This window comes from Pseudomonas bharatica CSV86, from assembly GCF_000319305.2.
GTDB lineage: Bacteria > Pseudomonadota > Gammaproteobacteria > Pseudomonadales > Pseudomonadaceae > Aquipseudomonas > Aquipseudomonas bharatica.
In genome coordinates this window covers 1-25,683 of the sequence record NZ_AMWJ02000009.1, presented here as the reverse complement: position 1 = coordinate 25,683, position 25,683 = coordinate 1, and the positions used below count along the sequence as shown (strand labels likewise).

Here is a 25,683-nt window from a genome sequence, read left to right as displayed (position 1 = left end):
TGGTGTGGAACGGGTGGATCAGTGGCTGCGGCGCAAGGCAGCCTCGCGGCTGGATGGACGCCGCAGCGCCAGCAGGAAGTGGGTCGCCAGGCCGAACAGCAGGCCCCAGAACGCCGCCGACAGCCCCAGGAAGGACACGCCCGACGCGGTGACCAGGAAGGTGAACAACCCGGCATCGCGCTCCTTGGGTTCGGCCAGGCTGCGGGCCAGGGCCTCGCTGATCGCGCCATACAGCGCCAGCCCTGCCAGCGCCGCGATCAACTCTGCCGGAAAGGCAGCGAACAGCGAGACCAGGGTCGCCCCGGCAATGCCGAACAGCAGGTACAGCACGCAGCCGGACAAGGCCGCGATATAGCGCCGGCGCGGGTCGTCATGGGCCTCGCGCCCGGTACACAGGCTGGCGGTGACGGCGGCCAGGTTCAGCCCATGGCAACCGAACGGCGCTAGCACGCCGCCCGCCAGCGCACTGCTGCTGATGATCGGGCTGGCCGGGGTCTGGTAGCCGGCGTTGCGCAATACCGCCATGCCCGGCATGAACTGCCCGGTCAGCGACACCAGCACCAGCGGCAGGGCCAGGTTGAGCACCGCCGCCAGGCTGAATTGCGGGGTGATCCACTGCGGCGTGGCGACATCGAAGACCAGCGCCTCGCTATGGAAATGCCCGCCGGACAGGGTGATGCCGACGCCCACCAGCAATACCGCCGCCACCGAGTAGCGCGGCCACAGCCGGCGCATCGTCACGTAGGTGACGAACATCCCCAGCACCAGCGCCGGTTGCGCCGGCAGGGCCTTGAACACCTCGATGCCGAAGCTGAACAGGATGCCCGCCTGCATCCCGGCGGCAATCGAACCCGGCAGGCGGGCGATAAGGCGGTCGAAGGCACCGCTCAGGCCGATCGCCAGCAACACCAGGTTGGTCACCAGATAGGCGCCGATGGCCTGGTTCAGGCCGATCTGCGGCAAGGCGGTGACCAGCAGCGCCGAACCCGGGATCGACCAGGCGATCACCACCGGCACCCGGTAGCGCAGGCTGAGCACGGCACCGAGCACGGCGCTGCCGACGGAAATCGCCCAGACCCAGGACGACAGCAACTCGTGGGACAACCCCGCGCTTTGCGCCGCGTGGAACACCAGCACCAGCGGGCCGGCGTAGGAGATCAGCGTAGCGATCATCCCGGCCACCAGGGCGGACAGCGAACAATCCTTGAAAAGGTCTTTCATGGGACCTCACTTGGGCCATTTTTGGGGCTGCTACGCGGACCTTGTGGGAGCGGGTTTATCGGAACGCCGAACCGCCGCGATTGCTATGGTGGATTCACTATTGCAATCGCGGGTAAACCCGCTCCCACAGGGATCGCGCTCGGTTCAGGCTTCCTGCAGGGCACGAGGACGCTTGCTGCGCACCTCGGCAGCCGCATCCGGCGCGGCTTGCAGCTGGAAGTCGAAGCTCAGTTCGGCATAACGCCCCGGTAGACCACGGGCGCCGTCCTCGTGGAAGCGCACCTCGCCCACCAGGCCCTCGCGGTGGCATAAGCGAAGTCGTCCCACAGGTATTTGTCGCCAGACAGGTTGATCTGGGTGGTCAGGTGGCGATAACCCGGGGCCGAGATAAAGAAGTGCACATGGGCCGGACGCTGGCCGTGACGGCCGAGCTGGTCCAGGCATTCCTGGGTCGGGCCCTGGGGGTCGCAGCCGTAGCCGGAGGGCACGATGCTGCGGGCGCGATAGCGGCCTTCGGCGTCGGTGACGATACGGCGGCGCAGGTTGTATTCGGACTGGCCCGGGTCGAAGAACGAATAGGTGCCCTGGGTGTTGGCATGCCACAGGTCGACGATGGCACCGGCCACCGGCTTGCCGTGTGGGTCGAGCACCTGGCCGTCGAGGAACATCGGCACGGCAACGCCCTCCTCGCTGCCATCGTCCATGCGCGTCTCGCCCTGGGCGATCGGCGCTCCGGCCACGTACAGCGGGCCTTCGATGGTACGCGGGGTGCCACCGGTCAGCCCCGCGTGGGCGTCCTTGGCATCCTGCAGCAGGTCGAGGAAATGCTCGATACCCAGGCCCGCCACCAGCAGGCCGGCTTCATTGCGCCCGCCAAGACGGTTGAGGTAATCGACGCTCTTCCAGAATTCGTCCTCGGTGATCTCCAGGTCCTCGACGATCCGCGCCACGTCCTGCAGTACCCGCAGCATGATGCGTTTCAGGCGCGGGCTGCCCTCGTCGTTACCTAGGCCGGCGGCCTCTTCGAAGAACTTCTGTACCTCGGCAGTGTGGGAAATCTTCACGGTCATGCTGTTCACCTCTTGTTATCGATGGGTATCGCGGGGTGCCTTCAAACCGCCGGGGCAGCCGCCAGGGCCTGGCGCTTGCCGCTGAGCACATGGATGGTCATGGCCAGGGCGGCGACCGCGCCGGGAATGGCGAAGGCAATGAAATTCAGTTGCAGCGGCAGGTTGATGCCCATCAGCGCCCCGCCCAGCAGCGGGCCGACGATGGCGCCGTTGCGGCCGATGCCCGAGGCCCAGCCCAGGCCGGTGGAGCGGATCGACAGGCCGTAGAGCTGGGCGGCGCCGGCATACAGGAGGATCTGGGTGCCGATGGTGGTGGCGCCGGCGATGAAGATCAGCAGGTAGAGCACCGGCATCGGGCTGTTGACCCCAAGCAGGCTGATCGAAGCCGCCGCCGCGAGGAAGAAGGCGATCTTGACCTTGACCAGGTTGTAACGGTCGCCCAGCCAGCCACCGAGAATGGCCCCGGCCATGCCGCCGAAGTTCAGCGCCAGCAGGAACGACAGGCTCGAACCCAGGCTGTAGCCGGCGCTGGCCATCAGTTTCGGCAGCCAGGAGCTCAGGGCGTAGACCATCAGCAGGCAGCAGAAGAACGCTACCCACACCGACAGGGTGCGCACCGCCAGGCCGCCACGGAACAGTTCCAGGACCGAGACGCCCTTGCCCTTGTTGTCGTGGGCCTGCAGCACATCTTCAGCCTTCGGATCACACGCCGGATCGAGGCGCTTGAGCAGGGCCCTGGCCTGTTCGAACCGCCCCTGGCGTACCAGGAAACCGATCGACTCCGGCAGGTAGTAAAGGATCACCGGCAGCAGCAACAACGGGATGGCCGCGGCGAAGAACATCGACTCCCAGCCGAAGCGCGGCAGCATGTAGATGCCGATCCCTGCCGAGAGCATGCCGCCCACCGAGTAGCCGCTGAACATGATCGCCACCAGGGTGCTGCGCAGGCGCTTGGGCGCATATTCGTTCATCAGCGCCACGGCATTGGGCATCAGGCCACCGCAGCCGAGGCCGGCGAAGAAGCGATAGATGCCGAACTCGTGGGGCTGCTGGCAAAGCCGTTGAGCAGGGTCGCGGTGGAGAACAGGGCGAAGCAGATGGCAATGCCCTTCTTGCGCCCGATCCTGTCGGCCAGGCTGCCAAAGGCCAGGGCGCCGAACATCATGCCGAACAAGGCGTAGCTGCCGAGGGCACCGGCCTGCAACGGGGTCAGGCCCCACTCCTTCATCAATACCGGCAGGACCACGCCATAGATGAACAGGTCGTAGCCGTCGAAGATCAGCAGCAGGGCGCACCAGCACATCACCATCCAGTGAAAGCGGGTAAAGGGCGCCTGGTCGATGACCTGGTGAACGTCGATTTTTCGCATGGCATCCATCTCTTGTTTTTGTTGTTGTAGAAACCGTGTCGGCGCAGGGGTCAACCGAGGTCGCCACCGCCTACGGGGAGAATCGTTCCGGTGATATAGGAGGCTTCGTCGGAGGCCAGGAAGAGGATCGCGCCGACCTGTTCGTCGAGGGTGCCGTAGCGCTTCATCAGGCTGCTGTCGATCGTCTGGTCGACGATCTGCCGGTACCAGCCCTGCTCCTGCTCGCTCTGCTGCGCGGCGTTGCGCGGAATGCGCCGTGGCGGCGCCTCGGTGCCGCCGGGGGCGGTGGCGTTGACGCGAATGCCGCGTCCGGCGTTCTCGAAGGCCAGGCAGGCGGTCAGGGCATTCACCCCGCCCTTGGCCGCGCCGTAGGGCACGCGGTTGACCCCGCGGGTGGCGATGGACGAGACATTGACGATCGCCCCCCTGCCCTGCTCCAGCATGTACGGCAACGCCGCATGGCAGCACCACAAGGTGGGGAACAGCGAGCGGCGCACTTCGGCTTCGATCTCGTGCGCCTGGTAATGCTCGAACGGCTTGGCCCAGATGGTCCCGCCGACGTTGTTGACGAGCACGTCGAGACGGCCGAAGCGTTCGACCGCCGCCGCCATCACCCGCTGGCAATCGGCGTAGTGTTCCAGGTCGGCGGTCAGGGCCAGCAAGGTCTCGCCCTGCTCCAGCTCGAACACCAGCTCGGAGCGGTCCACGGCGATCACCCGGGCGCCTTCGGCCAGCAGGCGCTCGACCACGCGGCGGCCGATGCCTTGGGCAGCGCCGGTCACCAGCGCGATCTTGTCGTCGAATCTGTTCATTGCGACCTCGAATAAAAGGGGGTCACCCCGCCCGCACGACATGGCAACCCCATAAAAGGGTTCAGACGGCGGCGGCGAACTTCTCGTAGTAGAAGTTGGCCGGATGGATGTCCTGCTCGCGCAGGTACTGGCTGACCGCCTCGACCATCGGCGGCGGGCCGCACAGGTACACATCGACATCGCCGTCGTTCAGGTGCGCCGGGGCGATGTGCTGGGTGACATAGCCCTTGTTCGGGTACTGGCTGCCGGGGTTGGCGACACAGGCGCTGAAGGTGAAGTTGGGAATCTGCATGGCGAACTGCTCCAGGCGCTCCAGCTCCACCAGGTCGAAGTCGTTGGTGACCCCGTAGATCAGGTGCAGTGGGTAGTCGCTGCCCTGCACGGCGATCTTCTCCAGCATCGCGGTGAACGGCGCCAGGCCGGTGCCGCCGGCCAGCAGCAACAGCGGGCGCTTGACCTCGCGCAGGTAGAAACTGCCCAGCGGGCCGCTCAGGGTCATGCTGTCGCCGGCCTTGGCCAGGCCGCTGAGGAAGCTGCTCATCAGCCCGCCCGGTACGTTGCGGATCAGGAAGCTGACCTCGCCATCCTTCTGCAGCGAGCTGAAGGAATAAGCGCGGCTCTGCTCGCTGCCCGGCACCTTGAGGTTGACGTACTGCCCCGGCAGGAAGGCCAGGCGCGACAGCGACTCGTCCTTGATCGACAAGGCGATGGTGCTTTCGGACAACTGGCGTACCTGGCTGATGGCGGCCTCATAGCTGGCCTGCTGGGTCTTGCAGACCTGGGACGACGCCGGCACCCGCACCACGCAGTCGCTTTCGGCGCGCATCTGGCAGGTCAGCACGTAGCCCTGGGCCAACTCGTCGGCGCTGAGGGCATCCTCGATGAAGTTGTCGCCCATGTCGTAGCGGCCGGCTTCGGCGAAGCATTTGCAGGTACCACAGGCGCCGTCGCGGCAGTCCAGCGGGATGTTGATGCCCTGGCGATAGGCGGCGTCGGCCACGGTTTCACTGGCGGTGGCGTCGATGAAGCGGGTCACCCCGTCTTCGAAATTGAGCGCGATCTGGAAGCTCATGCTGCACCTCGCACGGCAGCGGGCCTGGGGCGCCGCTGCCGGGTATTCAAATGTGATAGATGTCGATGACCTGGCGGACGTAGTCGTTCTTCAGCACCACTTTCTTGGCCGTGATCAGTGGTTGTTCGCCACGCAGGTCGAGGCTGTAGAAGCTGGTGCCGAAGTAGCTGTCGGTGGTCTTGTAGCGGAAGCTCAGGGTGTGCCAGTTGAAGCGCACCTGGCACCGGCCCTCGCCCTCCTCGACGATCTCGATGTTGCTCAGGTTGTGCGAGGTCCGGGTGTCAGGATGGTCGCGCTGGAGCGTTCGGTCTTGATGCGGAAGACACGATCCTCCAGGCCACCGCGGTTGCCGTACCAGATCAGCGAGATCTCGCTTTGCGGGTCTTCGGTGAGGGTGTCGTTGTCGTCCCAGGACGGCATCCAGAAGGTCGCGTCGGCGGCGTACAGTTCCAGCCATTCGTCCCATCGGGTATCGTCGAGCAGGCGCGCTTCGCGGTAGAGGAAGTCGCGCACGGTGGCATAGAGAGCGCTCATCACACGGCCTCCACGGCGATCAGTTGCGGCTCGCCGCCGACGGCCTTGAGCATGGTGTCCTGCCAATATTTGTGTTGCAGCACGAACAGCCCCTCGTCCTCGGTGCGCACGCCGGAGAGCAGCGGCTGCAAATCGATTTCCTTGGCCGCGTCATCGGCACCTTCGACCCAATGCTCGGCACCGCGGGACATGTCGTTCCAGCCACGACCACCGCCGTAGCCGGTCTGGCAGGAGCGGAATTCCTCCAGGTCGTCCGGGGTGGCCATGCCGCTGACATTGAAGAAGTCTTCATACTGGCGGATACGCTTGCCCGCGCCTCGGCGCTCTCGCCGCGGGGCGCGATGCAGTAGATGGTGATCTCGGTCTTGTCCACGGAGATCGGCCGGGCGATGCGGATCTGCGAGCTGAACTGGTCCATCAGGTAGACGTTGGGGTACAGGCACAGGTTGCGCGAGTTCTGGATCATCCAGTCGGCGCGGGCCTGGCCGAAGTCCCGGGCCAGCTCGTCGCGGCGCTCGAAGGCCGGGCGGTCCTCGGGTTGGCCCAGCGGGTCCACAACAGCAGGTGACCGTGCTCGAAGGAGTAGAAGCCACCACCGTGCTTGGCCCAGCTGCCGGCGCTCATGGTCTTGATCTCTTCACCGGCCTCGCGCTGCTTGCGCTGGTTCTGCGTGGCGGCGTAGTTCCAGTGCACGGAACTCACGTGGTAGCCGTCGGCGCCGTTCTCGGCGGTGAGTTTCCAGTTGCCCTCGTAGATGTACGAGCTGGAACCGCGCAGCACCTCCAGGCCGTCCGGCGACTGGTCGACGATCATGTCGATGATCTTCGCCGACTCGCCGAGGTGCTCGACCAGGGGCTTGACGTCAGGGTTGAGGCTGCCGAACAGGAAACCGCGATAGGACTCGAAACGGGCCACCTTGGTCAGGTCGTGGGAGCCTTCGCAATTGAAGGAGGACGGATAGCCGGCTTCGCTCGGGTCCTTGACCTTGAGCAGCTTGCCGCTGTTGTTGAAGGTCCAGCCGTGGAACGGGCAGGTGTAGCTGGAACGGTTGCCGCTCTTGTGCCGGCAGAGCATCGCGCCGCGATGGCTGCAGGCATTGAGGAAGGCATTGAGTTCACCGTCCTTGTTGCGCGCGATGAAGATCGGCTGGCGCCCCATGGTGGTGGTGAGGAAGTCGTTCTTCTCGGGGATCTGGCTGTCGTGGGCGAGGTAGATCCAGTTGCCTTCGAAGATGTGCTGCATCTCCAGTTCGAACAGGCGCGGGTCGGTGAACATCTCCCGCTTGCAGCGGTAGACGCCTCGGTCCTTGTCTTCCTCGAGCAGGGCATTCAGGTAGTCGATTCCCAGGGTCATGGCCGGGACCTCCGTTTTTATTATCAGACGGAGGAAAGGTTAAGCAGGCGGGGATGGCCGGGATATCCGCTTTTTGCAGACCGCTATCCGTTTCTTGCAGGTGAGAATGACGCGAACCCTGTGGGAGCTGGCTTGCCAGCGATAGCGGCGGTGAATTCACTACCGATAACGCTGGCAAGCCAGCTCCCACAGTTGTCTGGTTTCATGCTCGGCGTTTTAGGGTGTCGGAGGGCAGTTCGCCGAATTGCAGGCGATAGCTTTCGGAGAAGCGTCCCAGGTGCAGGAAGCCGTAGTCCAGCGCCAGTTCGGTCAGGCTGCGCACGTGGCAGTCCGGGTCGCCGAGACAGGCATTGATGCGCTCCAGCTTGCGCTGGCGGATGTACTGCTTCGGGGTAATGCCCAACTGGCGCTCGAACAGCCCGTACAACGAACGCACGCTCATCCGCGCCTGCTCCGCCAGGTGCTCGCTGGACAGCTCCTGCTTCAGGTTGCGTTCGATGTAGTCGAGGATCCGCTGGAAACCGGCCACCGACGGCGCCAGGCTTTCACGGCGGATATTGGTGCTCAGCAGCGACAGCAGCTTGCTGCCGACGATCTGGCTGTAGTGACTCTGCACCCGCAGCAACGGGTCGCTGGCTTCGGCTTCCATGCAGACCATCGCCAGCAGGCTGGAAAAGCCTTCCAGTTCATCCAGGCGGTAATGGTTGCGCAGGAAGCGCACGCCGCTGTCCGGGCGTTGCCAGCGGTGGTCGTCGCACACCGACTCGAGCAGTCTGACCGGCAGCTTGAGGATGAATTTCTCGCAGTCTTCGGAGTAGGTCAGGTCTACCGGATCGTCCGGGTTGATCAGCAGCAGCTCGCCCGGCACCAGGTGGTGCTCGCGCCGGTGCCCGCGCCACAGGCAGTTGCCGCTGAGCAGCACCTGCAGGTGGTAGATGGTCTCCAGCGCCGGCGAGGTGACGCGGACGCTGCCGCCGTAGCTGATCCGGCACAGGTCGAGGTCGGCGAACTTGCGGTGGTTGAGGCTGGCCTGGGGGTGGATGCTGCGGGAAAGGCCTATGCAGTGCTGGCCGACGTGTCGATTGACATAGTCGGACACGGCATAGGGGTCGGCATGTCGAAACACGCTACTGCGGTCACTCAGCAGGCGGCTATCCATCGGCAAGGCACTCGGTTCTTGTATTTATTGTCGTGGCGCTCCTCCGGCTGCAACGCTGCGGGGCGCCCTCCGGCATCACAGTACGCAAAGGCGAGGACTGGCACAATTCACCGGCGACAGACAGTGCTCGGCAACTATGCGGGTGCCGCCCTCGCCGGGCCTCATGTTCTCAACGATCGTCCTCGTGGATCGACGAGGGGTGTCGGCACAGGCCGTCGATCTCGATATCCATGTAGGGAAACAGCGGCAACTGCATCAGGGTATCGTGCAGGGCCTCGACGCTAGGCAGATCGAATACGCTGTAGTTGGCGTAGTGCCCGGCGATGCGCCACAGGTGGCGCCAGGTGCCCTCGCGCTGGAGGCTCTGCGCCAGGGCCTTCTCGTCGGCCTTGAGCTTCGCGGCCCGGGCCGGGTCCATATCGACGGGCAGCTTTACCGTCATCTTTACGTGGAACAGCATGGTCTTGTCCTTCTTAGCGGCGGGCGAAGCGCGACAGTTGCGCCTCGTCCAGGGTCAGGCCGAGGCCGGGGGTACGCGGCACATGCAGCTGGAAATCGCGGTAGACCGGCGCTTCACGAACGATTTCCTCGGTCAGCAGCAACGGGCCGAACAGTTCGGTGCCCCAGGTCAGCTGGCGCAAGGTGAGGAAGGCGTGGGCCGAGGCCAGGGTGCCGACCGAGCCTTCGAGCATGGTCCCGCCATACAGGGCGATCCCCGCCGCCTCGGCGATCTGCGCGGTGCGCAGCACGGCACGGGGGCCGCCGTTCTTGGCGATCTTCAGGGCGAAGATGCTGGCGGCGCCGTCGGCGGCCAGGCTGAAGGCGTCCTCGACGCTTTCGATGGATTCGTCGGCCATGATCGGCGCTGGGCTGCGCTGGTTCAGGCGCATCTGGCCGGAGCGATTGACCCGGGAAATCGGCTGTTCGATCAAATCGATCCCGTTGTCGCCCAGCACCTGGCAGCCACGGATGGCCTGGGACTCGTCCCAGTACTGGTTGACGTCGACGCGCACGCTGGCGTAGTCGCCCAGGGCCTTCTTGATCGCCACCACGTGCTTGAGGTCCTGCTCCAGCGGGTTGGCGCCGATCTTCAGCTTGAAGATGCGTGGCGGCGCAGTTCCAGCATCTGCTCGGCTTCGGCGATATCCCGGGCGGTGTCGCCGCTGGCCAGGGTCCAGGCCACTTCCAGGCTGTCGCGCACGCGCCCGCCCAGCAGTTCGCTGACCGGCAGGCCAAGGCGCTTGCCCTGGGCATCGAGCAAGGCGCTTTCAAGGCCGGACTTGGCGAAGGTGTTGCCCTTGGCGATCTTGTCCAGCTTGAGCATGGCGGCGTTGATATTGTCCGCGGCCATGCCGACAGGGCCGGGGCCAGGTGTGCATCGATATTGGCCTTGATGCTCTCGGGGCTTTCATAGCCGTAGGACAGGCCGCCGATGGTGGTGGCTTCGCCGATGCCTTCGACGCCGTCGCTGCACCTCAGGCGCAGGATCACCAGGGTCTGCTGCTGCATGGTATGCATCGCCAGCTGTGCGGGCGGATGGTGGGAGGTCGACGATCACCGCCTGGACCTGTTCGATCACTGCATTGCTCATTTGCCGGGCACCTTGTGCCGGCGACGCCCTGCGCCGCCGTGGTTGTTCAGTGGACGGGCAAAGGATTGCCTGTTGGCGGCTGGCAATCCAATATCGATTACCTCTGCCACCATACCCAGGAAGTCTGATGGAGCTTCGCCACCTGCGTTACTTCAAGGCGCTCGCCGAAACCCTGAACTTCACCCGCGCCGCCGAACGCCTGCACATGGCCCAGCCGCCGCTGAGCCGGCAGATTGGCCAACTGGAAGAAGAGCTCGGCACCCTGCTGGTGGAGCGCGGCCGGCCGCTGCGCCTGACCGAGGCCGGACGCTACTTCCATGAACAGACCGGCACCCTGCTCCAGCAGCTCGAACAGATCGCCGCTACCACCCGGCGCATCGGCCAGGGCCAGCGGCAGTGGCTGGGCATCGGCTTCCCCCTCGACCCTGTATGGCCTGCTGCGGAACTGACCCGCGAACTGCGCCGCGACGCCGAGCTGCAACTAGACCTGGTGGAAATGACCACGGTGCAGCAGGTCGAAGCGCTCAGGCCGGGCGCATCGATATCGGTTTCGGGCGGATCCGCATCGACGACCCGGCCATCGAGCAGCGGTGCTGTACGAGGATCCGCTGGTGGTGCGGTATTGCCGCGCGGGCATGCGCTGTGCGGCACCACGCCGAGCCTGGCGCAACTGGCCGGCGAGCCCTTCGTGCTCTACCCCGCCACGCCCCGGCCCAGCTATGCCGACCACGTGCTGGCGCTGTTCGCCCACCATGGCCTGAGCGTGAAGGTCGGGCAGTGGAGCAATGAATTGCAGACCGCGCTGGGCCTGGTGGCGGCCGGCCTTGGGGTTACCCTCGCCCCCGCCTCGGTGCGCCAGCAGCATCGGGCGGACCTGGAATACACCGGGGTGAGTGACCGGGATGCAGTGAGCCCGATCATCCTCAGCCGGCGCAAGGATGACGCCGGGCCGGAGCTGCAGCGTTGCCTGGAACTGATCGAGGGGTTGCTCGCGGCACAGGATCCCTCTTCCCGAGAGTCGTTAACGCCGGGTTAATCCAGGCAATGCCAGTGGTGGCCAACCTTGGAAAACAGGAAGCACGCCTTATGAAAAGCACCCTACAAGCCGCACTCCTTGCGGGTTTACTGGGCTCCGGCCTGCCATACGCCACCGCAGCCAACGTCTACGGCCGCAACTGGAGGGCTTTGCCTACCCCTATCCGTTGCAGCACCTGAACTTCACCTCCCAGGGCAAGGCCCTGCAGATGGGCTACCTGGACGTGCCGGCGCAAAAGCCCGGACCAACCTTGGGCACGGTCGTACTGCTGCACGGCAAGAACTTCTGCGCGGCCACCTGGGAAGACACGATCAAGGGGCTTAGCCAGGCCGGCTACCGGGTGATCGCGCCCGACCAGATCGGCTTCTGCACATCGAGCAAACCCGACAACTATCAGTACAGCTTCCAGCAACTGGCCCACAACACCCATGAACTGCTGAAGCATCTGGGTATCGACAAGGCCAGCATCATCGGCCACTCCACGGTGGCATGCTGGCAACCCGCTACGCCCTGATGTATCCCTCCGAAACTGCCGGCTGGTGATGGTCAATCCGATCGGCCTCGAAGACTGGAAGGCCATGGGCGTACCGTACCGGACGGTCGATCAATGGTTCGAGCGGGAGCTGAAAGTGACGGCGGAAGGCATCAAGGCCTACGAACAGAAGACCTATTACGATGGCCGCTGGAAGCCCGAGTACGACAAATGGGTGGATATGCTGGCAGGGCTCAATGCCGGCCTGGCCGTCAGGCAGTGGCGTGGAACTCGGCTCTGGTCTACGACATGATCTTCACCCAGCCGGTGGTGTATGAGTTTCCGAAACTGCGGGTACCTACCCTGCTGATGATCGGGCAGACCGATACCACGGCCATTGGTAGCGATATCGCGCCGCCCGAGGTCAAGGCCAGGATCGGTAAATACCCCGAGCTGGGGAAAGCTACGCAGAAGGCGATACCTGGGGCGGAGCTGATCGAGTTTGCGAAGTTGGGACATGCTCCGCAGATGGAGGAGCCGGCCAAATTCAACCAGGCGCTGGTAGAGTGGTTGGCGAAGTGATCGGTTCTGCCGCGGAAGATAGAGGGACACCGTGGTGCCCGCGCCCACCTGCGAGGCAATGTGCGCCTGGCCGCCAGATTGCCGGGCGAAGCCGTAGATCATCGACAGGCCCAGCCCCGTACCCTGCCGGCGGCTTGGTGGTGAAGAATGGCTCGAAGGCCGGGCAAGGACGTGCTCGGGCATTCCGCTGCCGGTGTCGGACACGGCCAGGCACAGGTAACCGCCTACTGGCAGTTCGAGCGCCAGCGCCTGGTCGTCGTCGAGGTACAGGTTGCTGGTGCTGACCTGGATCCGCCCGCCTGCGGGCATGGCGTCACGGGCATTGATGCACAGGTTGAGCAGCGCGTTTTCCAACTGGCTGGCATCGACGAAGGCGGGCCAGAGGTCGGGCGCGCCGAGGGTTTCGAGGGCGACGGCGGGGCCGACGGAGCGTTGTATCAATTCGAGCATGCCGCTGATCAGCGCATTGACATCAGTCGCCCGGGCTCCACGGCTGCCGACGGGAAAATGCCAGGAGCCGGCTGGTCAGCGCCGCGGCCCGGCTGACCCCATCCTGGGCGGCGATCAGGTACTTGCCGAGGTCGCTGAATCGGCCCTGGAGCATGCGCCCTTCGAGCAGTTCCAGGGCACCCGAGATGCCAGCCAGCAAGTTGTTGAAGTCGTGGGCGATCCCGCCCGTCAACTGCCCGACCGCCTCCATTTTCTGCGACTGGCGCAGACTCGCCTCCGCGGCCATGAGCGCCTGGGTACGCTCCTCGACCCGTTGTTCGAGGGTGTCGTTGAGCAGGCGCAGGGCTTCTTCCGAGTGCGTCCGTTCGAGCAGGTCGGCAGCCTGGCGGGCGAGGATATCCAGCAGTCGCAGATCGCGCTCGGAAGGATGGTGGGGCTGGCCCCAATGGGTGGAGATCATGCCCAGCAGCGCGCCTTTGCGCGAGACCAGCGGGGTGGTTTGCGCGGCGCGGATACCGGTGCGGCGAAACGCTTCCAATTCCTCGGTACCGGCGATGTCCGGCCATTGCTCATAATCGGCGATGATCGCGCGCTGGCCGCAACGCAGCGCCAGGGCACAACTGCTCAGGGCCTGGGACTGACCCACTGCCAGAACCGCACCGCATCCTCAGGCAAATGCCGCGCGCACAGCAACTGCAGGCCGATGGCGCTGCCCTCGCTGTCGCTACCGGCGGACAACACCTGCATGGTGCCGAACTGCGACCCACAGATGGCCACTGCCGCGTCGACGATCTTGCCGTACAGGGCGGCGAGATCCTGTTCGCCGATCAGCATGGTGCTGATGCGGTGCACCAGCTCCAGGTCACCCAGTTCGTCGAGCACGGTAAAGGCACAAGCCGCGGGCGACTCCGAAGGTTGAACGACTTGGTCTGGGTCATGGACGGGGCCTGATGAGCATGCAGAAGAGATGATTGTTAATAGTTTATACGCGCTTATGCCTGGTGCTGCCGACTATCTTCAGCATGCCCCACCATCCGGCCATGAACAGCGGACGGACCAAAAGGGGCTAGAATTGCGCCACCTTCCGCCGCCGACCCAGCCTCCATGACCAGCCTCCCGAAGCCGCCCCCCTGGCACCGACCTGCGGGTGTTCCTGACGTCATCCGCAAGGCAGCTTCGCCAGCGCGGCGCTGGAACTCGACCAGTCGCCGGCGTATGTCAGCAAGCGCATCAAGATCCTCGAAAGCACCCTGGGTACCCGCCTGCTGCACCGTTCGGCGCGGCACATCGCACTGACCGACGCGGGCCTGCGCACGCAGCATTGGGCCGAGCGGATACTCGACCAGTTCGACGACTTCATGTGCGACCTGAGTCAGGTGCGCAAGGCTCCGCGCGGCCTGTTGCACCTGTGCAGCAGCTTCGGCTTCGGGCGCAACCATGTGCTCCGGCCATCGCCGAACTGGCCGCGACCTATCCGGACCTGGAGGTGCGCCTGGAGGTGTTCGACCGGGTGGTGGATATTGTCGCCGAGGGCTTCGACCTGGAAATCCGCGTGGGCAATGACCTGCCGGGACAACACATGAGCCGCCGCCTGGCGAGCAACCGGCGGGTGATCTGTGCCACGCCTGAATACCTGGAGCGCTGCGGGACACCGATGACCCTGGACGACCTGGGCCAGCACGACTGCCTGGTGCTCAAGGAACGCAACAGCCCGTTCGGGCTTGTGGCGGCTGGAGTCTGCCGGCAGGGACATACGGTGCAGGTCAACGGCACGCTATCGTCCAACAGTGGCGAGATCGTCCTGCAATGGGCGCTGGCCATCGCGGCTTGTTGCTGCGTTCGTGGTGGGATGTGCAACCGCTGGTGTTCCAGGGACGGCTGGTGCAGGTGTTGCACGAGTACAGCCAGGGCGCGGATATCTGGGCGGTGTATCCGACGCGCCTGGCTGATTCGGCGAAGTTGCGGGTGTGCGTGAGTTTTCTGGAAGCGCGTTGAAGCATCTGGCTGTGTAGTGCTCTTCCGGGCCTCATCGCTGGCAAGCCAGCTCCCACAGTGACCGCGTGCACCGCCGGACCTGTGTGAGCTGGCTTACCAGCGATAGAGCCTTAAAGAGCACCAAAAGGCTCAAGGTGCACGCGAACCCTGTGGAGCTGGCTTGCCAGCGATTGGGCCTTCAAGGCCACCAGAAGGCTCAAGCCAGCCAGGGATTCCCGGCCAGATGCGCGCCTCGAACGCCCGGATCTGCGCGCTGCGCTGCAAGGTGCTGCCGATCCGCATCCAGCCCGACAACAAGGCTTGCTTGCGCAGCGCATCGATCTGGAAGGCAATGCTCTCCCCTCTCCCAACACAATCCGCTGCCCGGCAGGTCGATCTCGATGCCGTTGTTTCAGGCTGGCTGACCCGCTCGCCCAGACGCTTGAGTTCGTCCGGCTTCAGTTGAATGGTCAACACCCCGTTGCGCTGGCAGTTGTCGTTGAAGATCCCGGCGAAGCTGGTCCCGATCAACGCCCGTATGCCCAGTTGCTTCAGCCCCACACCGCATGCTCGCGGCTCGAGCCACAACCGAAGTTGGGCCGACCACGAGGAAGGCCGCCCCTTGCCAGGGTGCCTGGTTCAGCACGAACGCCGGATCGGGCGAGCCATCCGCAAGAAAGCGCAGGTCGAAGAACACCCCGCGATCCAGCCCGGCACGGTCGATACCTTGAGGAACTGCTTGGGCATGATCACGTCGGTATCGACATTGGCCGCCAGCAATGGCGCGGCCACGCCTTGTACATGAACGAACGTTGCATCTCACACCTCCCCTTGCAGCGAACGCACATCGACAAGATGGCCGCTTACCGCTGCCGCGGCGACCATCGCCGGCTCATCAGATGGGTACGCGCGCCAGCCCCCTGGCGGCCTTCGAAATTGCGGTTGGTACTGGACGCACAGCGGTCACCGGGACTGAGCACGTCGTCGTTCATCGCCAGGCACATGGAACACCCCGACTGCCGCCATTCGAAGCCGGCTTCGCGAAAGAGCTGCGCCAGCCCCTCGGCTTCGGCCTGGTCGCGCACCTGGGTGGAGCCCGGGACAATCATCGCCCGCACCCCTTCGGCGACCTTGCGTCCCCGAACCACGCGGGCGGCATCGCGCAAGTCTTCGATGCGGGCATTGGTGCAGGAACCGATGAAGGCATGGCTGATGGGATGCCACTGAGCGCCATGCCGGGTTGCAGCCCATGTAGCGCAGGGCACGTTGCAGGTCCTGGCGCAGGATCAGGTCCGGCTCGGCCTGTGGATCGGGCACGCAGGCGCCGATGGCGGCGGCCTGGTCGGGGCTGGTGCCCAGGTGACCATGGGGCTCCAGTGCGCCGACCTGCAGCGTGACCTCACGATCGAACTGCGCGCCCGGGTCGCTGGACAGCTCGCGCCAGCGCGCCACGGCTTGCTCCCACACGGCGCCACGGGGCGCCCGCGGCTTGTCCTTGAGGTAGTCGAAGACCTTGTCGTCCGGGGCCATGAAGGCACCCCGCACCAGCTTCCACCGCCATGTTGCACAGGTCATGCGCCCTTCGACGCTGAGGCGTCGATGGTCGGGCCGGCGAATTCGATGGCGTAGCCGGTGGCACCGGAGGCGCCGATGCGGCGGATCAGTTCCATGATGATGTCCTTGGCCACCAGCCCCGGGCCCGGCTCGCCCTCGACGGTCACGCGCAGGGTCTTGAGGCGCTTGTACACCAGGGTCTGGGTAGCGAGCAGGTGCTCGATCTCAGAGTGCCGATGCCGAAACCGAATGCGCCGAGGGCACCGTAGGTGGTGGTGTGGCTGTCGCCCGCCGCCACCACCATGCCCGGCAGGATGAAGCCTTGTTCCGGCGCTACCACGTGCTCGATGCCCTGGCGCTTGTCGAGCACGCCGAACAGCTCGATGCGAAGTCGCGGCAGTTTTCCTCGAAGTAGCTGACCTGGCGCGCACCGCCCGGGTCCGCCATTTCGGCACCCGTTCGGGTGTGGTGGGATTGACGTGGTCCACCACGCACAGGGTCGCCGCGGCCGCCAGACCGTGCGCCCCGCCTCGCGCAAACCGCTGAAGGCCTGGGGCTGGTGTACTCGTTGGCGACCTGGCGGTCGATGTACAGCAGCACATGGCCCTGGTCGTCCAGCTCGCACACGGTATGGGCGTCGATGTGTTTCCGGTACAGCGTTCTTGGGCTAGTCATGGTCATGTCCATCACGGAGGAACGGCAGCGCGTGTTCCAGCAGGGCTTCCGGGGCTTCTTCGGCGATGTAATGGCCACACGGCAGTTCGCCGCCGCGCACGTCCGTGGCGATGGCGCGCCACTCCAGCAGCGGCGAGAAACACTTGCCGATCACGCCATCACGGCCCCACATCACCAGCAATGGAAGCTGGAGCTTGTTGCCGGCATCGATGTCGGCCTGGTCGTGTTCCAGGTCGATGCCGGCGGCGGCGCGGTAGTCCTCGCATACCCCGCGGGCGGCGCCGGCAGGGACAGGCAGCGCAGGTATTCGGCGAAGGCCTCGTCGGTGAAGGGTGCAAGGCCGGCGCTGCGCCCGCCCATGACGCTGCGCAGATAGCCTTCGGGGTCGGCTTCGATCAGGGTTCCGGCAGCGGCGCCGGGCGGATCAGGAAGAACCAGTGCCAGTAGGCACGGGCGAAGGCTTCGTTGGTCTGCCGGTACATGGCCAGGGTCGGGGCGATATCCAGCAGCACCAGGCGGCTCAGGCGCTGCGGATGGTCCAGGCCAGGCGGTGAGCGACGCGGGCACCACGGTCGTGGGCCATCAGGGCGAAGGTGTCGAAGCCCAGTTCGCGCATCAGGCCGACCATGTCGTTGGCCATGGTGCGCTTGGAATAGCACTCGTGGCGGGGTCGGCCTCGGCTTGGCGGAGTCGCCGTAGCCGCGCAGGTCGGCGGCGATCACGGTGAAATGCTCGGCCAGGAAGCGGCGACCTTGTGCCAGATCACATGGGTCTGCGGATGCCCGTGCAGCAGGAGCAGCGCCGGGCCGCGCCGCCCTTGCGGTAGGCAATCTCGACACCGTCGATGATGCAGGTGGATTTATGGAAGTCAGGGAACATCGGCGGTACTCCATTTCTTGTTCTTTCAGGCTGGTGTCGAGGATAGCTGCGGCAGGAACGGGTTCAACGGGTGAAATGGAGAGGTATGGAACACGGATCGTGAATTTGAACATATAGACGGCACTGCGCGCAGATCGCACAACAGTTCGATAATCGCACCAATTCCGCCAAACCCCCTCTACTTGTCGCCCTCTCTGCGGCACGCTATGGACAAGTCAGCCAACGACTCCAGGCGCTGACTGGCCCAGGCCTTGTGGCGCGTCGGCCAGTCCGGCAATCAATACTCCAGGAATGACCAGGAGCCCGCTTTGATCAATAAAACGTATGAGTCCATCGCCAGCGCGGTGGAGGGGATCACCGACGGTTCGACCATCATGGTCGGTGGTTTTGGTACTGCCGGCATGCCGTCCGAGCTTATCGACGGGCTGATCGCCACTGGCGCCCGCGACCTGACCATCATCAGCAACAACGCCGGCAACGGCGAGATCGGCCTGGCCGCGCTGCTCATGGCTGGCAGCGTGCGCAAGGTGATCTGCTCGTTCCCGCGCCAGTCCGACTCCTACGTGTTCGACGAACTGTACCGCGCCGGCAAGATCGAACTGGAAGTGGTCCCGCAGGGCAACCTGGCCGAGCGCATCCGCGCTGCCGGTTCGGGCATCGGTTGCGTTCTTCTCGCCGACCGGCTACGGCACCCTGTTGGCCGAAGGCAAGGAAACCCGTGAGATCGATGGGCGCCAGTATGTCCTGGAAATGCCGCTGCATGCCGACTTCGCGCTGATCAAGGCGCACAAGGGCGACCGCTGGGGCAACCTGACCTACCGCAAGGCCGCGCGCAATTTCGGCCCGATCATGGCGATGGCCGCCAAGACCGCCATCGCCCAGGTCGACCAGATCGTCGAACTCGGCGAACTGGACCCGGAGCACATCATCACTCCCGGTATCTTCGTCCAGCGCGTGGTCGCCGTTTCCGGCGCTGCCGCTTCTTCGATCGCCAAAGCTGTCTGAGGCCTGCCATGACCATCACCAGAAAACTCTCCCGCACCGAGATGGCCCAGCGCGTGGCCGCCGACATCCAGGAAGGCGCGTACGTCAACCTCGGTATCGGCGCACCGACCTGGTGGCCAACTACCTGGGCGACAAGGAAGTGTTCCTGCATAGCGAAAACGGCTTGCTGGGCATGGGCCCGAGCCCGGCCCCGGCGAGGAAGACGACGACCTGATCAACGCCGGCAAGCAGCACGTGACCCTGCTTACCGGGGGTGCCTTCTTCCACCACGCCGACTCGTTCTCGATGATGCGCGGCGGCCACCTGGACATCGCTGTGCTGGGTGCCTTCCAGGTATCGGTCAAGGGCGACCTGGCCAACTGGCACACCGGTGCCGAAGGCTCGATTCCCGCCGTGGGCGGCGCGATGGACCTGGCCACCGGCGCGCGTCAGGTGTTCGTGATGATGGACCACCTGACCAAAACCGGCGAAAGCAAGATCGTCCCCGAATGTACCTACCCGCTGACCGGTATCGCCTGCGTCAGCCGCATCTATACCGACCTGGCGGTGCTGGAAGTCACGGCCGAGGGCCTGAAAGTCATCGAGATCTGCGCCGATATCGACTTCGACGAGCTGCAGAAGCTCAGCGGTGTACCACTGATCAAGTGATTCGCTACGCCTGTTGGCCGTCGTCCTCGATATCTTCCTCCGCCTCCGCGGCGTCGGTTGCATCGGCATCGTTCAGGGGCGGCGAGAACGGCTTCTCGGGGTCGTTGATGAAGGGCACGCCGCTTGGGCCGTGCTCTTCCAGTCCTTCGGTCTTGGGCTGCATGGGAAATCCTCCGGGTGATGAGCGTTGGAGGCGGGCCGGGAGGTGTCGTTCAAAAATTCGGGGGCGATGCAGGCGCCACAAGGCGCTTGATCGTTCACCGATGGCCGAAAAACCCTACAAGCTTCGGACCGGTTCCGACTTTCATGTAGGCAATTTCCCAAGCATACTTTTCCGCCTTCTCAGTCGTTGCGCTCCTGGGCATTTGCTGCCTACGCTTCGCCGGTCGCTGCGATCCAGCGACACAGACTTCGCGGTCTGTTGGCGAAAGGTGCTTCGATAGCGCCATCCAGATAGCAGGCGCTTTTTTGCGCCTGCCGTTTGTGCAATGGCGGCTGTGCGTGGGAGACCTCGGGTCTGCCGGGTTCCTTTGCCTCGGTCCGCGAACCCACGTACAGCTGCCACCCTTCGTTTCGCGGCGAGGGCTGGCAGTTTGGCGCAGAAGGAGATGCACCATGAAAAACTCGTACCCGATCCCCCTCGCCTCACTACCGTCCATACCCAGTTCAGCGCCTGCAACAACAGCCACAAACCACTGTTCGCGGTCTGTGATGGCGTCGATATCGAAGATGCGCTGGCATCTGTCCATGACCCTGAAATCGGCAGCCGAAACCAACACTCAGGTTTGCGAACAGACCGAACGGTCGCTGGGCGGGCTGGCCTGGGCAACCTATCACTCATTGGAGATTTTCACAGGCTTGGTGGAGTCGTTATTGAGCGGGTTGGCACAGCAGGGAGCAAGTGGCTGACAGCCGATGCGAGGGCCGCGTATGCGGCCCTCAAACAGGAGCGAAGGCAAAAAATAATCCGTCCTCCCTTTTCCTTGTATCCCTTTTTTCACTTTTCCCGCGCCTGGCAAAACGATCAGTTTCTCCCTGCCGTCGACTTCTATAATTCGAAATGGCCGTCAACGAAATGGATATCACCGCAGGAGACACCATGAAACTGGCATATATGACCGCCTTCGTCATCTCGTCACTGAGCCCGGCAGCTTACGCATTTGACTCCAACGAAGTACCGCGTGAAACATCGTTACAACGGGCCATTATCGAGCCCGCGATGGTGCAGCAGGCCATCGAACTGGAGAACCGAATCTCCGCACAGGCTGATACCGCCGCGCCCAGCGGCGAGTCGCCAGTGGTCGTTCTCAAGGGCAGCAGCAAGGTCATCATCACCGCTCCCCACGCCACGGAACCTTTCCGGGAGGGCAAGTATCGGTTCTCCGATGGCGCCGGCACTGCAGCGTTGGCGCAAATGCTGAATCGAACTACCTGTGCGACGGTGATATATACGCAGTACCGCACGCCATCCGATCCCAACTATTACGATGACAACGAGTTTAAAAACCAACTGGCAGAACTGATCGGCAGCCAACGTCCAGCACTCGTATTGGATATCCACGGAAGCAGTGATTTCAGGCCCTACGATGTCGATATCGGCACCATGAATGGCAAATCGTTATTGGGCAATCAGGCCCTTCTGGTTGATCTTGTTGAACATCTGCGCCAGGAAGGAATGACCAACCTCTCGAATAATTACTTCGCTGCCGAAAAGAACCAGACAATTACCCGCTTTGCCTCAAGCAAGCAGCAGGTGCCGACCCTGCAGGTGGAAATCAGCAGCACCCTGCTGCGCCCTTCCGAAGGTGGAGTGATGGCCCACCGTTTCGCCTCAGCTGTTGCAGGGACTCACACGATACGTTCGAGGTGTAACCAACAACCCGACAGGTCAATGTGGGCCTACTGCATAAGCGAGCTTGCGCGCGATTGCGGTAGTGACTTCACCGCCGCTATCGCTGGCAAGCCAGCTCCCACAGGTTCCGCACTACAGCCAGATCGTCGGCGGCAAGCTGCTGTCGCTGCTGCCCGGGTTGCGGCGCATATATCCCGGGCTCTACTTTTTCTTCTTCGCGAGGCCCTTCATCCGTAGCGCCGCCTTCTGCACCGTGGCCATCTTCTCCGCCCTTTTCATCCGCGCCATTTGCGGATTTCTTCCCTGGTCCGCCCGCAACTGACGCACATCTCACTGTTCAGCTGACAGAGCGATACACAAGGGTTTTCAACATCTTTTGCCATGTTCCAGCCTGAGCGATCGTTAATTTAAGCGTAATGATCGCGAACCATCTTGATTGATGCCTTTCCCCCCCCTCGTATGTTGACCTCCACGAAAGCGACCCGTGGAGTCACCAATGACAACAAGACCCTCCCCCCCACCGCAGTGGTCGCGCCGGCGCACCGAGAAGCAGCGGCGGCTTGATCTGCTGCGCCACCTCGCAGATGGCGCGGTGATACCCGGTGAACGAATCGTCGAAGCCCTGGAGCTGTTGATCGCCCCGGTGATCGGGTGTGCTCGAAGGCAACAACCAGAAACAGGCCGACTTCCTCTCTCGCTCGCTGGCCAAGGCCGACCCCGGCAAGCTGCACGATCTGCACATGATCATGCCCAGCGTCAGCCGCGCCGAGCATCTGGACCTGTTCGAACAGGGCATCGCCCGCAAGCTCGATTTCTCCTTCGCCGGCCCGCAAGCCTGCGCATCGGCCAGTTGCTCGAAGACGGTCGCCTGGAAGTCGGCGCCATCCACACCTACATCGAGCTGTACTCGCGCCTGCTGGTGGACCTGATCCCCAACGTGGCCCTGGTGGCCGGCTTCATGCCGACCGCGAGGGCAACATCTATACCGGCCCGAGCACCGAGATACCCGGCCCTGGTCGAACCGACTGCCTTCAGCGACGGCATCGTGATCGTCCAGGTCAACCAGTTGGTCGACGATGTCCGCGACCTGCCCCGGTCGATATCCCGGCGTCCTGGATCGATTTCGTGGTGGTCGCCGACAGGCCGTTCTACATCGAGCCGCTGTTCACCCGCGACCCACGCCATATCAAGCCGGTCCATGTGCTGATGGCGATGATGGCGATACGTGGGATCTACGAGAAGCACAACGTGCAGTCGCTCAACCACGGCATCGGTTTCAACACCGCCGCGATCGAGCTGATCCTGCCGACCTATGGCGAGTCCCTCGGCCTCAAGGGCAGGATCTGCCGCAACTGGACGCTCAAACCGCACCCGACGCTGATTCCGGCGATCGAGTCCGGCTGGGTCGAGAGCGTGCATTGCTTCGGCACCGAGCTGGGCATGGAAGACTACATCGCGCAGCGCCCGGACGTGTTCTTCACCGGGCGCGATGGCTCGATGCGCTCCAACCGCATGATGTGCCAACTGGCCGGCCAGTATGCCGTCGACCTGTTCATCGGCGCCACCCTGCAGGTGGATGGCGACGGGCACTCCTCGACCGTCACCCGCGGCCGCCTGGCCGGCTTCGGCGGCGCGCCGAACATGGGCCACGACCCACGCGGCCGGCGCCACGCGACCCCGCCTGGCTGGACATGACCGAGCCAGTGACCCTGCTGGAACGGGGCCGCAAGCTGGTGGTGCAGATGGTCGAAACCTTCCAGGAAGGCGGCAAGCCCACCTTCGTCGAGACCTTGGATGCCGTGGACGTGGCCAGGAAAGCCGGCATGCCCCTCGCGCCGGTGATGATCTACGGCGACGACGTGACCCACCTGCTCACCGAGGAAGGCATCGCCTACCTGTACAAGGCGCGCAGCCTCGAGGAGCGCCAGGCGATGATCGCCGCAGTCGCCGGCGTCACCGCCATCGGCCTGCGCCACGACCCGAAAAACACCCAGCGCATGCGCCCGCGAAGGCCTGATCGCCCTGCCCGAGGACCTCGGCATCCAGCGCACCCAGGCCAGTCGCACCTTGCTCGCGGCCAAGAGCATCGCCGAACTGGTCGAGTGGTCCGGCGGACTGTACAACCCGCCCGCACGTTTCAGGAGCTGGTAAATGAGCGTATCGACACTGATTCACGCCCCGCTTCCGCTCGCCCACTGGCTGGCCGATGCCGCCGTGGACGCCCTGATCGACGAGGCCGACCTGTCGCCCAAACCGGCACTGGTGGACCGCCGCGGCACGGGCGCCCACCACGACCTGCACCTTGGCCTGATGCACGCCTCGGCCCTGGCGCTCTGGCCCCTGCTTCAAGGAAATGGCGGAGGCCGCACTGGCCCTGGGCGAAGTCGGCCTGCCGCTGCGCGAAGCGCTCGGCGCATTGGCCGTGAAGGTGAACGCGCGATGTTGGCGACCACCGGCGGCGTCAACACTCACCGCGGCGCGATCTGGGCCCTGGCCTGCTGGTCGCCGCCCGTGCGCTCGGCGAGCCAGGCGAAGACGCCAGTGCAGTCGCCGCGCGCGCCGGACGCATCGCCCTGATCGACGACCGCTTCGCGCCAAGGCAGCCGGACAGCCACGGCCTTCAGGTGCAACGTCGCTACGGTGCACGCGCGCCCGGGAACAAGCGCAATCGGGCTTCCCCGCGGTACTCGGCCATGGCTTGCCGCAACTGCGGGCCAGCCGCAGCCGCGGCGCGGGCGAGCAGAATGCGCGCCTCGACGCCCTGCTGGCGATCATGGCCACCCTCGACGACACCTGCGTGCTCTGGCGCGCCGGGCCGCAGGGCTTGCACGCATGCAGCAAGGCGCCCGGCCATCCTCGATGCCGGCGGCAGCGCCAGCCTTGCGGGCGCCGCCGCCTGCGCGAACTGGACGCCAGCCTGCTGGCCCTCAGCCTCGCCAGGCGGCGCCGCCGACTTGCTGGCGGCCTGCCTGTTCCTCGATAACGCCGGGAGCCTCTGAACATGGAAACCCTGTCTTTCACCTTTCCCGCCGGCGAGCCTGGCGCCGGCCGTGCCCTGGTGGGCTGCGTCGGTTCCGGCGATCTTGAAGTGCTGCTCGAACCCGGCGCGCACGGCGTGCTGGCGATCACCGTGGTCACTCGTCAACGGCAGCGCGCCACGCTGGGAGCAGCTGTTCCAGCGCCTGTTCACCGAGCAGTTGCCGCCGGCCATGAACATCGACATCCACGACTTCGGCGCTACCCCGGGTGTGGTGCGCCTGCGCCTGGAACAAGGCTTCGAGGAGATTGCCCATGACTGACGTCGCCGCTTGCTCAACAGCCGCAGCTTCGTCGAACTCGGCGCCCGCGAGCGTGCCCGGGCGCTGCTCGATGCCGGCAGCATGCGCGAACTGCTCGGGCCGTTCGATCGCCTGATGTCGCCCTGGCTGCCCGGCCAGGGCATCGTGCCCCAGGCCGACGATGGCGTGGTCATCGCAAGGGCCCCTGGACGGCCGGCCGCTGCTGGTGGCCGCCATCGAGGGCGCCTTCCAGGGCGGCAGCATGGGCGAGGTCGGCGGTGCCAAGATCGCCGGCGCCCTTGAACTGGCGGTCGAGGACAACCGCAAGGGCATCCCCACCGCCGCGGTACTGCTGCTGGAAACCGGTGCGTACGCCTGCAGGAAGCCAACCTGGGCCTGGCGGCCATCGCCGAGATCCAGGCGGCGATCGTCGAGTTGCGTCAGTTCCAGCCGGTCGTCGGCCTGGTCGCCGGCGCCGTCGGTTGCTTTGGCGGCATGTCCATCGCTGCGGCTGTGCAGTCACCTGATCGTCACCCGCGAAGCGCGCCTCGGCCTCAATGGCCCTCAGGTGATCGAACAGGAAGCGGGCATCGACGAATACGACTCCCGCGACCGGCCCTTCATCTGAGCCTCACCGGCGGCGAACAACGGCATGCCTGCGCACTGGCAGACAGCTACATCGCAGACGATGTCGAACAGTTGCGTACGGCGCTGGCCAACGCCCTCGCCGCCGGCGAACCCGCCCTGCCCCGTAGCCGGCGCCATGCCGATTTCCTTGCCCTGCTGAACAAGCTCGGGCGGACTGCGAACAGCTGGACGCGCGCCGCGTGCGCGCATCTACCAGGGAGAACTGCAATGAGCCGAGGATACCAGTGGCTGCGCGCATTGGCCGCCGGGCAGGAACTGCCGGGCTTTCCCGCCTCGGTGAAAGTCATCGATGGCGAGCTGCGAACCGCCCCGCGCGCTATCTGGCGGTGGTACCGGACGCACGCAATCCGTTCCCCCGGGCCCGCCAGGGCGAGGTCGGCCTGCTCGAAGCTGGGCCTGGCCAAGGCCATAGACGAAGCCATCGAGGCCGACCTCGGCGCTACCCGCGG

Annotated in this window: 14 protein-coding genes and 20 pseudogenes; 15 read left to right on the top strand and 19 right to left on the bottom strand. The window is 64.8% G+C overall.

Annotated features, from left to right (window positions below; translation table 11 throughout):
• Positions 1-18 precede the first annotated feature (18 nt).
• The 10 genes and pseudogenes from CSV86_RS31310 to CSV86_RS31265 all read right to left on the bottom strand — a co-directional run bounded on the left by CSV86_RS31310 (position 19) and on the right by CSV86_RS31265 (position 10,181).
• A complete protein-coding gene (locus CSV86_RS31310) occupies positions 19-1,221 on the bottom strand; it encodes a benzoate/H(+) symporter BenE family transporter (protein ID WP_009404672.1) in 1,203 nt (400 codons plus the stop codon).
• A 144-nt stretch (positions 1,222-1,365) separates the two neighbouring features.
• Positions 1,366-2,291 (bottom strand): annotated as a pseudogene (catA, locus tag CSV86_RS31305) (catechol 1,2-dioxygenase).
• 41 nt (positions 2,292-2,332) lie between these two features.
• Positions 2,333-3,660: pseudogene (locus CSV86_RS31300) on the bottom strand (MFS transporter).
• 50 nt (positions 3,661-3,710) lie between these two features.
• Positions 3,711-4,472, bottom strand: a complete 762-nt coding sequence (locus tag CSV86_RS31295) for a 1,6-dihydroxycyclohexa-2,4-diene-1-carboxylate dehydrogenase (RefSeq protein ID WP_009404676.1) — start codon at positions 4,470-4,472, stop codon at positions 3,711-3,713.
• Positions 4,473-4,533: 61 nt separating this feature from the next.
• The gene (gene benC, locus CSV86_RS31290) at positions 4,534-5,544 is read right to left on the bottom strand and encodes a benzoate 1,2-dioxygenase electron transfer component BenC (protein WP_009404679.1); all 1,011 of its coding nucleotides are present in this window, start codon (positions 5,542-5,544) and stop codon (positions 4,534-4,536) included.
• A gap of 46 nt (positions 5,545-5,590) precedes the next feature.
• A pseudogene (gene benB, locus CSV86_RS31285) lies at positions 5,591-6,078 on the bottom strand (benzoate 1,2-dioxygenase small subunit).
• A pseudogene (gene benA, locus CSV86_RS31280) lies at positions 6,078-7,431 on the bottom strand (benzoate 1,2-dioxygenase large subunit). The pseudogenes benB and benA overlap by 1 nt, the downstream one beginning before the upstream one ends.
• Before the next feature lie 202 nt (positions 7,432-7,633).
• Positions 7,634-8,590: an AraC-like ligand-binding domain-containing protein gene (locus CSV86_RS31275; protein WP_009404687.1), complete on the bottom strand. Its 957-nt coding sequence runs from the start codon at positions 8,588-8,590 to the stop codon at positions 7,634-7,636.
• Positions 8,591-8,759: 169 nt separating this feature from the next.
• Positions 8,760-9,050, bottom strand: coding sequence for a muconolactone Delta-isomerase (catC, locus tag CSV86_RS31270; RefSeq protein WP_009404688.1), 291 nt, complete (start codon positions 9,048-9,050; stop codon positions 8,760-8,762).
• A 13-nt stretch (positions 9,051-9,063) separates the two neighbouring features.
• Positions 9,064-10,181: pseudogene (locus tag CSV86_RS31265) on the bottom strand (muconate cycloisomerase family protein).
• Positions 10,182-10,308: 127 nt separating this feature from the next.
• Between CSV86_RS31265 and CSV86_RS31260 the strand changes: the two are divergent.
• Complete coding sequence (locus CSV86_RS31260) at positions 10,309-11,217, top strand: LysR family transcriptional regulator (RefSeq protein ID WP_240160700.1); 909 nt, start codon at positions 10,309-10,311, stop codon at positions 11,215-11,217.
• Positions 11,218-11,267: 50 nt separating this feature from the next.
• Positions 11,268-12,271: pseudogene (locus CSV86_RS31255) on the top strand (alpha/beta fold hydrolase).
• Between the two features lie 66 nt (positions 12,272-12,337).
• Here the strand turns inward: CSV86_RS31255 and CSV86_RS33790 are convergent.
• The 3 genes and pseudogenes from CSV86_RS33790 to CSV86_RS33780 all read right to left on the bottom strand — a co-directional run.
• Positions 12,338-12,580, bottom strand: a pseudogene (locus tag CSV86_RS33790) (ATP-binding protein); the annotation flags it as partial.
• A gap of 163 nt (positions 12,581-12,743) precedes the next feature.
• A complete protein-coding gene (locus CSV86_RS33785; RefSeq protein WP_376699794.1) occupies positions 12,744-13,367 on the bottom strand; it encodes a histidine kinase dimerization/phospho-acceptor domain-containing protein in 624 nt (207 codons plus the stop codon).
• A complete protein-coding gene (locus CSV86_RS33780; RefSeq protein ID WP_240160699.1) occupies positions 13,346-13,603 on the bottom strand; it encodes a hypothetical protein in 258 nt (85 codons plus the stop codon). The genes CSV86_RS33785 and CSV86_RS33780 overlap by 22 nt, the downstream gene beginning before the upstream one ends.
• Positions 13,604-13,862: 259 nt before the next feature.
• On the opposite strand from CSV86_RS33780, the pseudogene CSV86_RS31240 reads away from it, so the two are divergent.
• Positions 13,863-14,716, top strand: a pseudogene (locus tag CSV86_RS31240) (LysR substrate-binding domain-containing protein).
• 196 nt (positions 14,717-14,912) lie between these two features.
• On the opposite strand, the pseudogene leuD reads toward CSV86_RS31240, so the two are convergent.
• From leuD to CSV86_RS31225, 4 genes and pseudogenes are all read right to left on the bottom strand, one after another.
• Positions 14,913-15,487, bottom strand: a pseudogene (gene leuD / locus CSV86_RS31235) (3-isopropylmalate dehydratase small subunit).
• Between the two features lie 71 nt (positions 15,488-15,558).
• Positions 15,559-15,960, bottom strand: coding sequence for an aconitase family protein (locus CSV86_RS33775; RefSeq protein ID WP_376699793.1), 402 nt, complete (start codon positions 15,958-15,960; stop codon positions 15,559-15,561).
• 22 nt (positions 15,961-15,982) lie between these two features.
• Positions 15,983-16,874, bottom strand: a pseudogene (locus CSV86_RS33770) (aconitase family protein); the annotation flags it as partial.
• A 42-nt stretch (positions 16,875-16,916) separates the two neighbouring features.
• A pseudogene (locus CSV86_RS31225) lies at positions 16,917-17,803 on the bottom strand (alpha/beta fold hydrolase).
• A 308-nt stretch (positions 17,804-18,111) separates the two neighbouring features.
• On the opposite strand from CSV86_RS31225, the pseudogene CSV86_RS31220 reads away from it, so the two are divergent.
• A pseudogene (locus tag CSV86_RS31220) lies at positions 18,112-18,808 on the top strand (3-oxoacid CoA-transferase subunit A).
• Positions 18,809-18,816: 8 nt separating this feature from the next.
• Positions 18,817-19,456, top strand: a pseudogene (locus tag CSV86_RS31215) (3-oxoacid CoA-transferase subunit B).
• Positions 19,457-19,460: 4 nt separating this feature from the next.
• Here CSV86_RS31215 and CSV86_RS31210 read toward each other — a convergent pair.
• Positions 19,461-19,619 (bottom strand): hypothetical protein, encoded by a 159-nt coding sequence (locus CSV86_RS31210; RefSeq protein WP_009404712.1) that lies wholly within the window; start codon positions 19,617-19,619, stop codon positions 19,461-19,463.
• Between the two features lie 452 nt (positions 19,620-20,071).
• On the opposite strand from CSV86_RS31210, the gene CSV86_RS31205 reads away from it, so the two are divergent.
• A complete protein-coding gene (locus CSV86_RS31205; protein WP_240160698.1) occupies positions 20,072-20,365 on the top strand; it encodes a hypothetical protein in 294 nt (97 codons plus the stop codon).
• Between the two features lie 190 nt (positions 20,366-20,555).
• A complete protein-coding gene (locus CSV86_RS31200; protein ID WP_205346527.1) occupies positions 20,556-21,545 on the top strand; it encodes a ketol-acid reductoisomerase in 990 nt (329 codons plus the stop codon).
• Here CSV86_RS31200 and CSV86_RS31195 read toward each other — a convergent pair.
• A pseudogene (locus tag CSV86_RS31195) lies at positions 21,510-21,691 on the bottom strand (DUF1289 domain-containing protein). The gene CSV86_RS31200 and the pseudogene CSV86_RS31195 overlap by 36 nt on opposite strands.
• A gap of 270 nt (positions 21,692-21,961) precedes the next feature.
• Here CSV86_RS31195 and CSV86_RS33765 point away from each other — a divergent pair.
• From CSV86_RS33765 to CSV86_RS31170, 8 genes and pseudogenes are all read left to right on the top strand, one after another.
• A pseudogene (locus tag CSV86_RS33765) lies at positions 21,962-22,515 on the top strand (malonate decarboxylase subunit alpha).
• Positions 22,434-23,257 (top strand): annotated as a pseudogene (locus CSV86_RS33760) (malonate decarboxylase subunit alpha); the annotation flags it as partial. The pseudogenes CSV86_RS33765 and CSV86_RS33760, both read left to right, overlap by 82 nt.
• Positions 23,258-23,375: 118 nt before the next feature.
• Entirely contained in the window at positions 23,376-23,459 is an 84-nt protein-coding gene (locus CSV86_RS33755; protein ID WP_376699795.1) for a malonate decarboxylase subunit alpha, read from the top strand.
• Positions 23,460-23,885, top strand: coding sequence for a triphosphoribosyl-dephospho-CoA synthase (locus CSV86_RS32595; protein WP_240160703.1), 426 nt, complete (start codon positions 23,460-23,462; stop codon positions 23,883-23,885).
• Positions 23,886-23,997: 112 nt separating this feature from the next.
• A pseudogene (locus tag CSV86_RS32590) lies at positions 23,998-24,291 on the top strand (triphosphoribosyl-dephospho-CoA synthase); the annotation flags it as partial.
• 18 nt (positions 24,292-24,309) lie between these two features.
• Positions 24,310-24,607: pseudogene (locus tag CSV86_RS31180) on the top strand (malonate decarboxylase subunit delta).
• Positions 24,608-24,616: 9 nt separating this feature from the next.
• A pseudogene (locus CSV86_RS31175) lies at positions 24,617-25,445 on the top strand (biotin-independent malonate decarboxylase subunit beta).
• Positions 25,442-25,683: pseudogene (locus tag CSV86_RS31170) on the top strand (biotin-independent malonate decarboxylase subunit gamma); the annotation flags it as partial. The pseudogenes CSV86_RS31175 and CSV86_RS31170, both read left to right, overlap by 4 nt.

Coding starts and splice junctions, on each gene's coding strand:
- CSV86_RS31310 (WP_009404672.1), bottom strand. CDS start 1,221: ATGAAAGACCTTTTCAAGGATTGTTCGCTGTCCGCCCTGGTGGCCGGG.
- CSV86_RS31295 (WP_009404676.1), bottom strand. CDS start 4,472: ATGAACAGATTCGACGACAAGATCGCGCTGGTGACCGGCGCTGCCCAA.
- benC (WP_009404679.1), bottom strand. CDS start 5,544: ATGAGCTTCCAGATCGCGCTCAATTTCGAAGACGGGGTGACCCGCTTC.
- CSV86_RS31275 (WP_009404687.1), bottom strand. CDS start 8,590: ATGGATAGCCGCCTGCTGAGTGACCGCAGTAGCGTGTTTCGACATGCC.
- catC (WP_009404688.1), bottom strand. CDS start 9,050: ATGCTGTTCCACGTAAAGATGACGGTAAAGCTGCCCGTCGATATGGAC.
- CSV86_RS31260 (WP_240160700.1), top strand. CDS start 10,309: ATGGAGCTTCGCCACCTGCGTTACTTCAAGGCGCTCGCCGAAACCCTG.
- CSV86_RS31210 (WP_009404712.1), bottom strand. CDS start 19,619: ATGCAGCCCAAGACCGAAGGACTGGAAGAGCACGGCCCAAGCGGCGTG.
- CSV86_RS31205 (WP_240160698.1), top strand. CDS start 20,072: ATGAAAAACTCGTACCCGATCCCCCTCGCCTCACTACCGTCCATACCC.
- CSV86_RS31200 (WP_205346527.1), top strand. CDS start 20,556: ATGAAACTGGCATATATGACCGCCTTCGTCATCTCGTCACTGAGCCCG.
- CSV86_RS32595 (WP_240160703.1), top strand. CDS start 23,460: ATGAGCGTATCGACACTGATTCACGCCCCGCTTCCGCTCGCCCACTGG.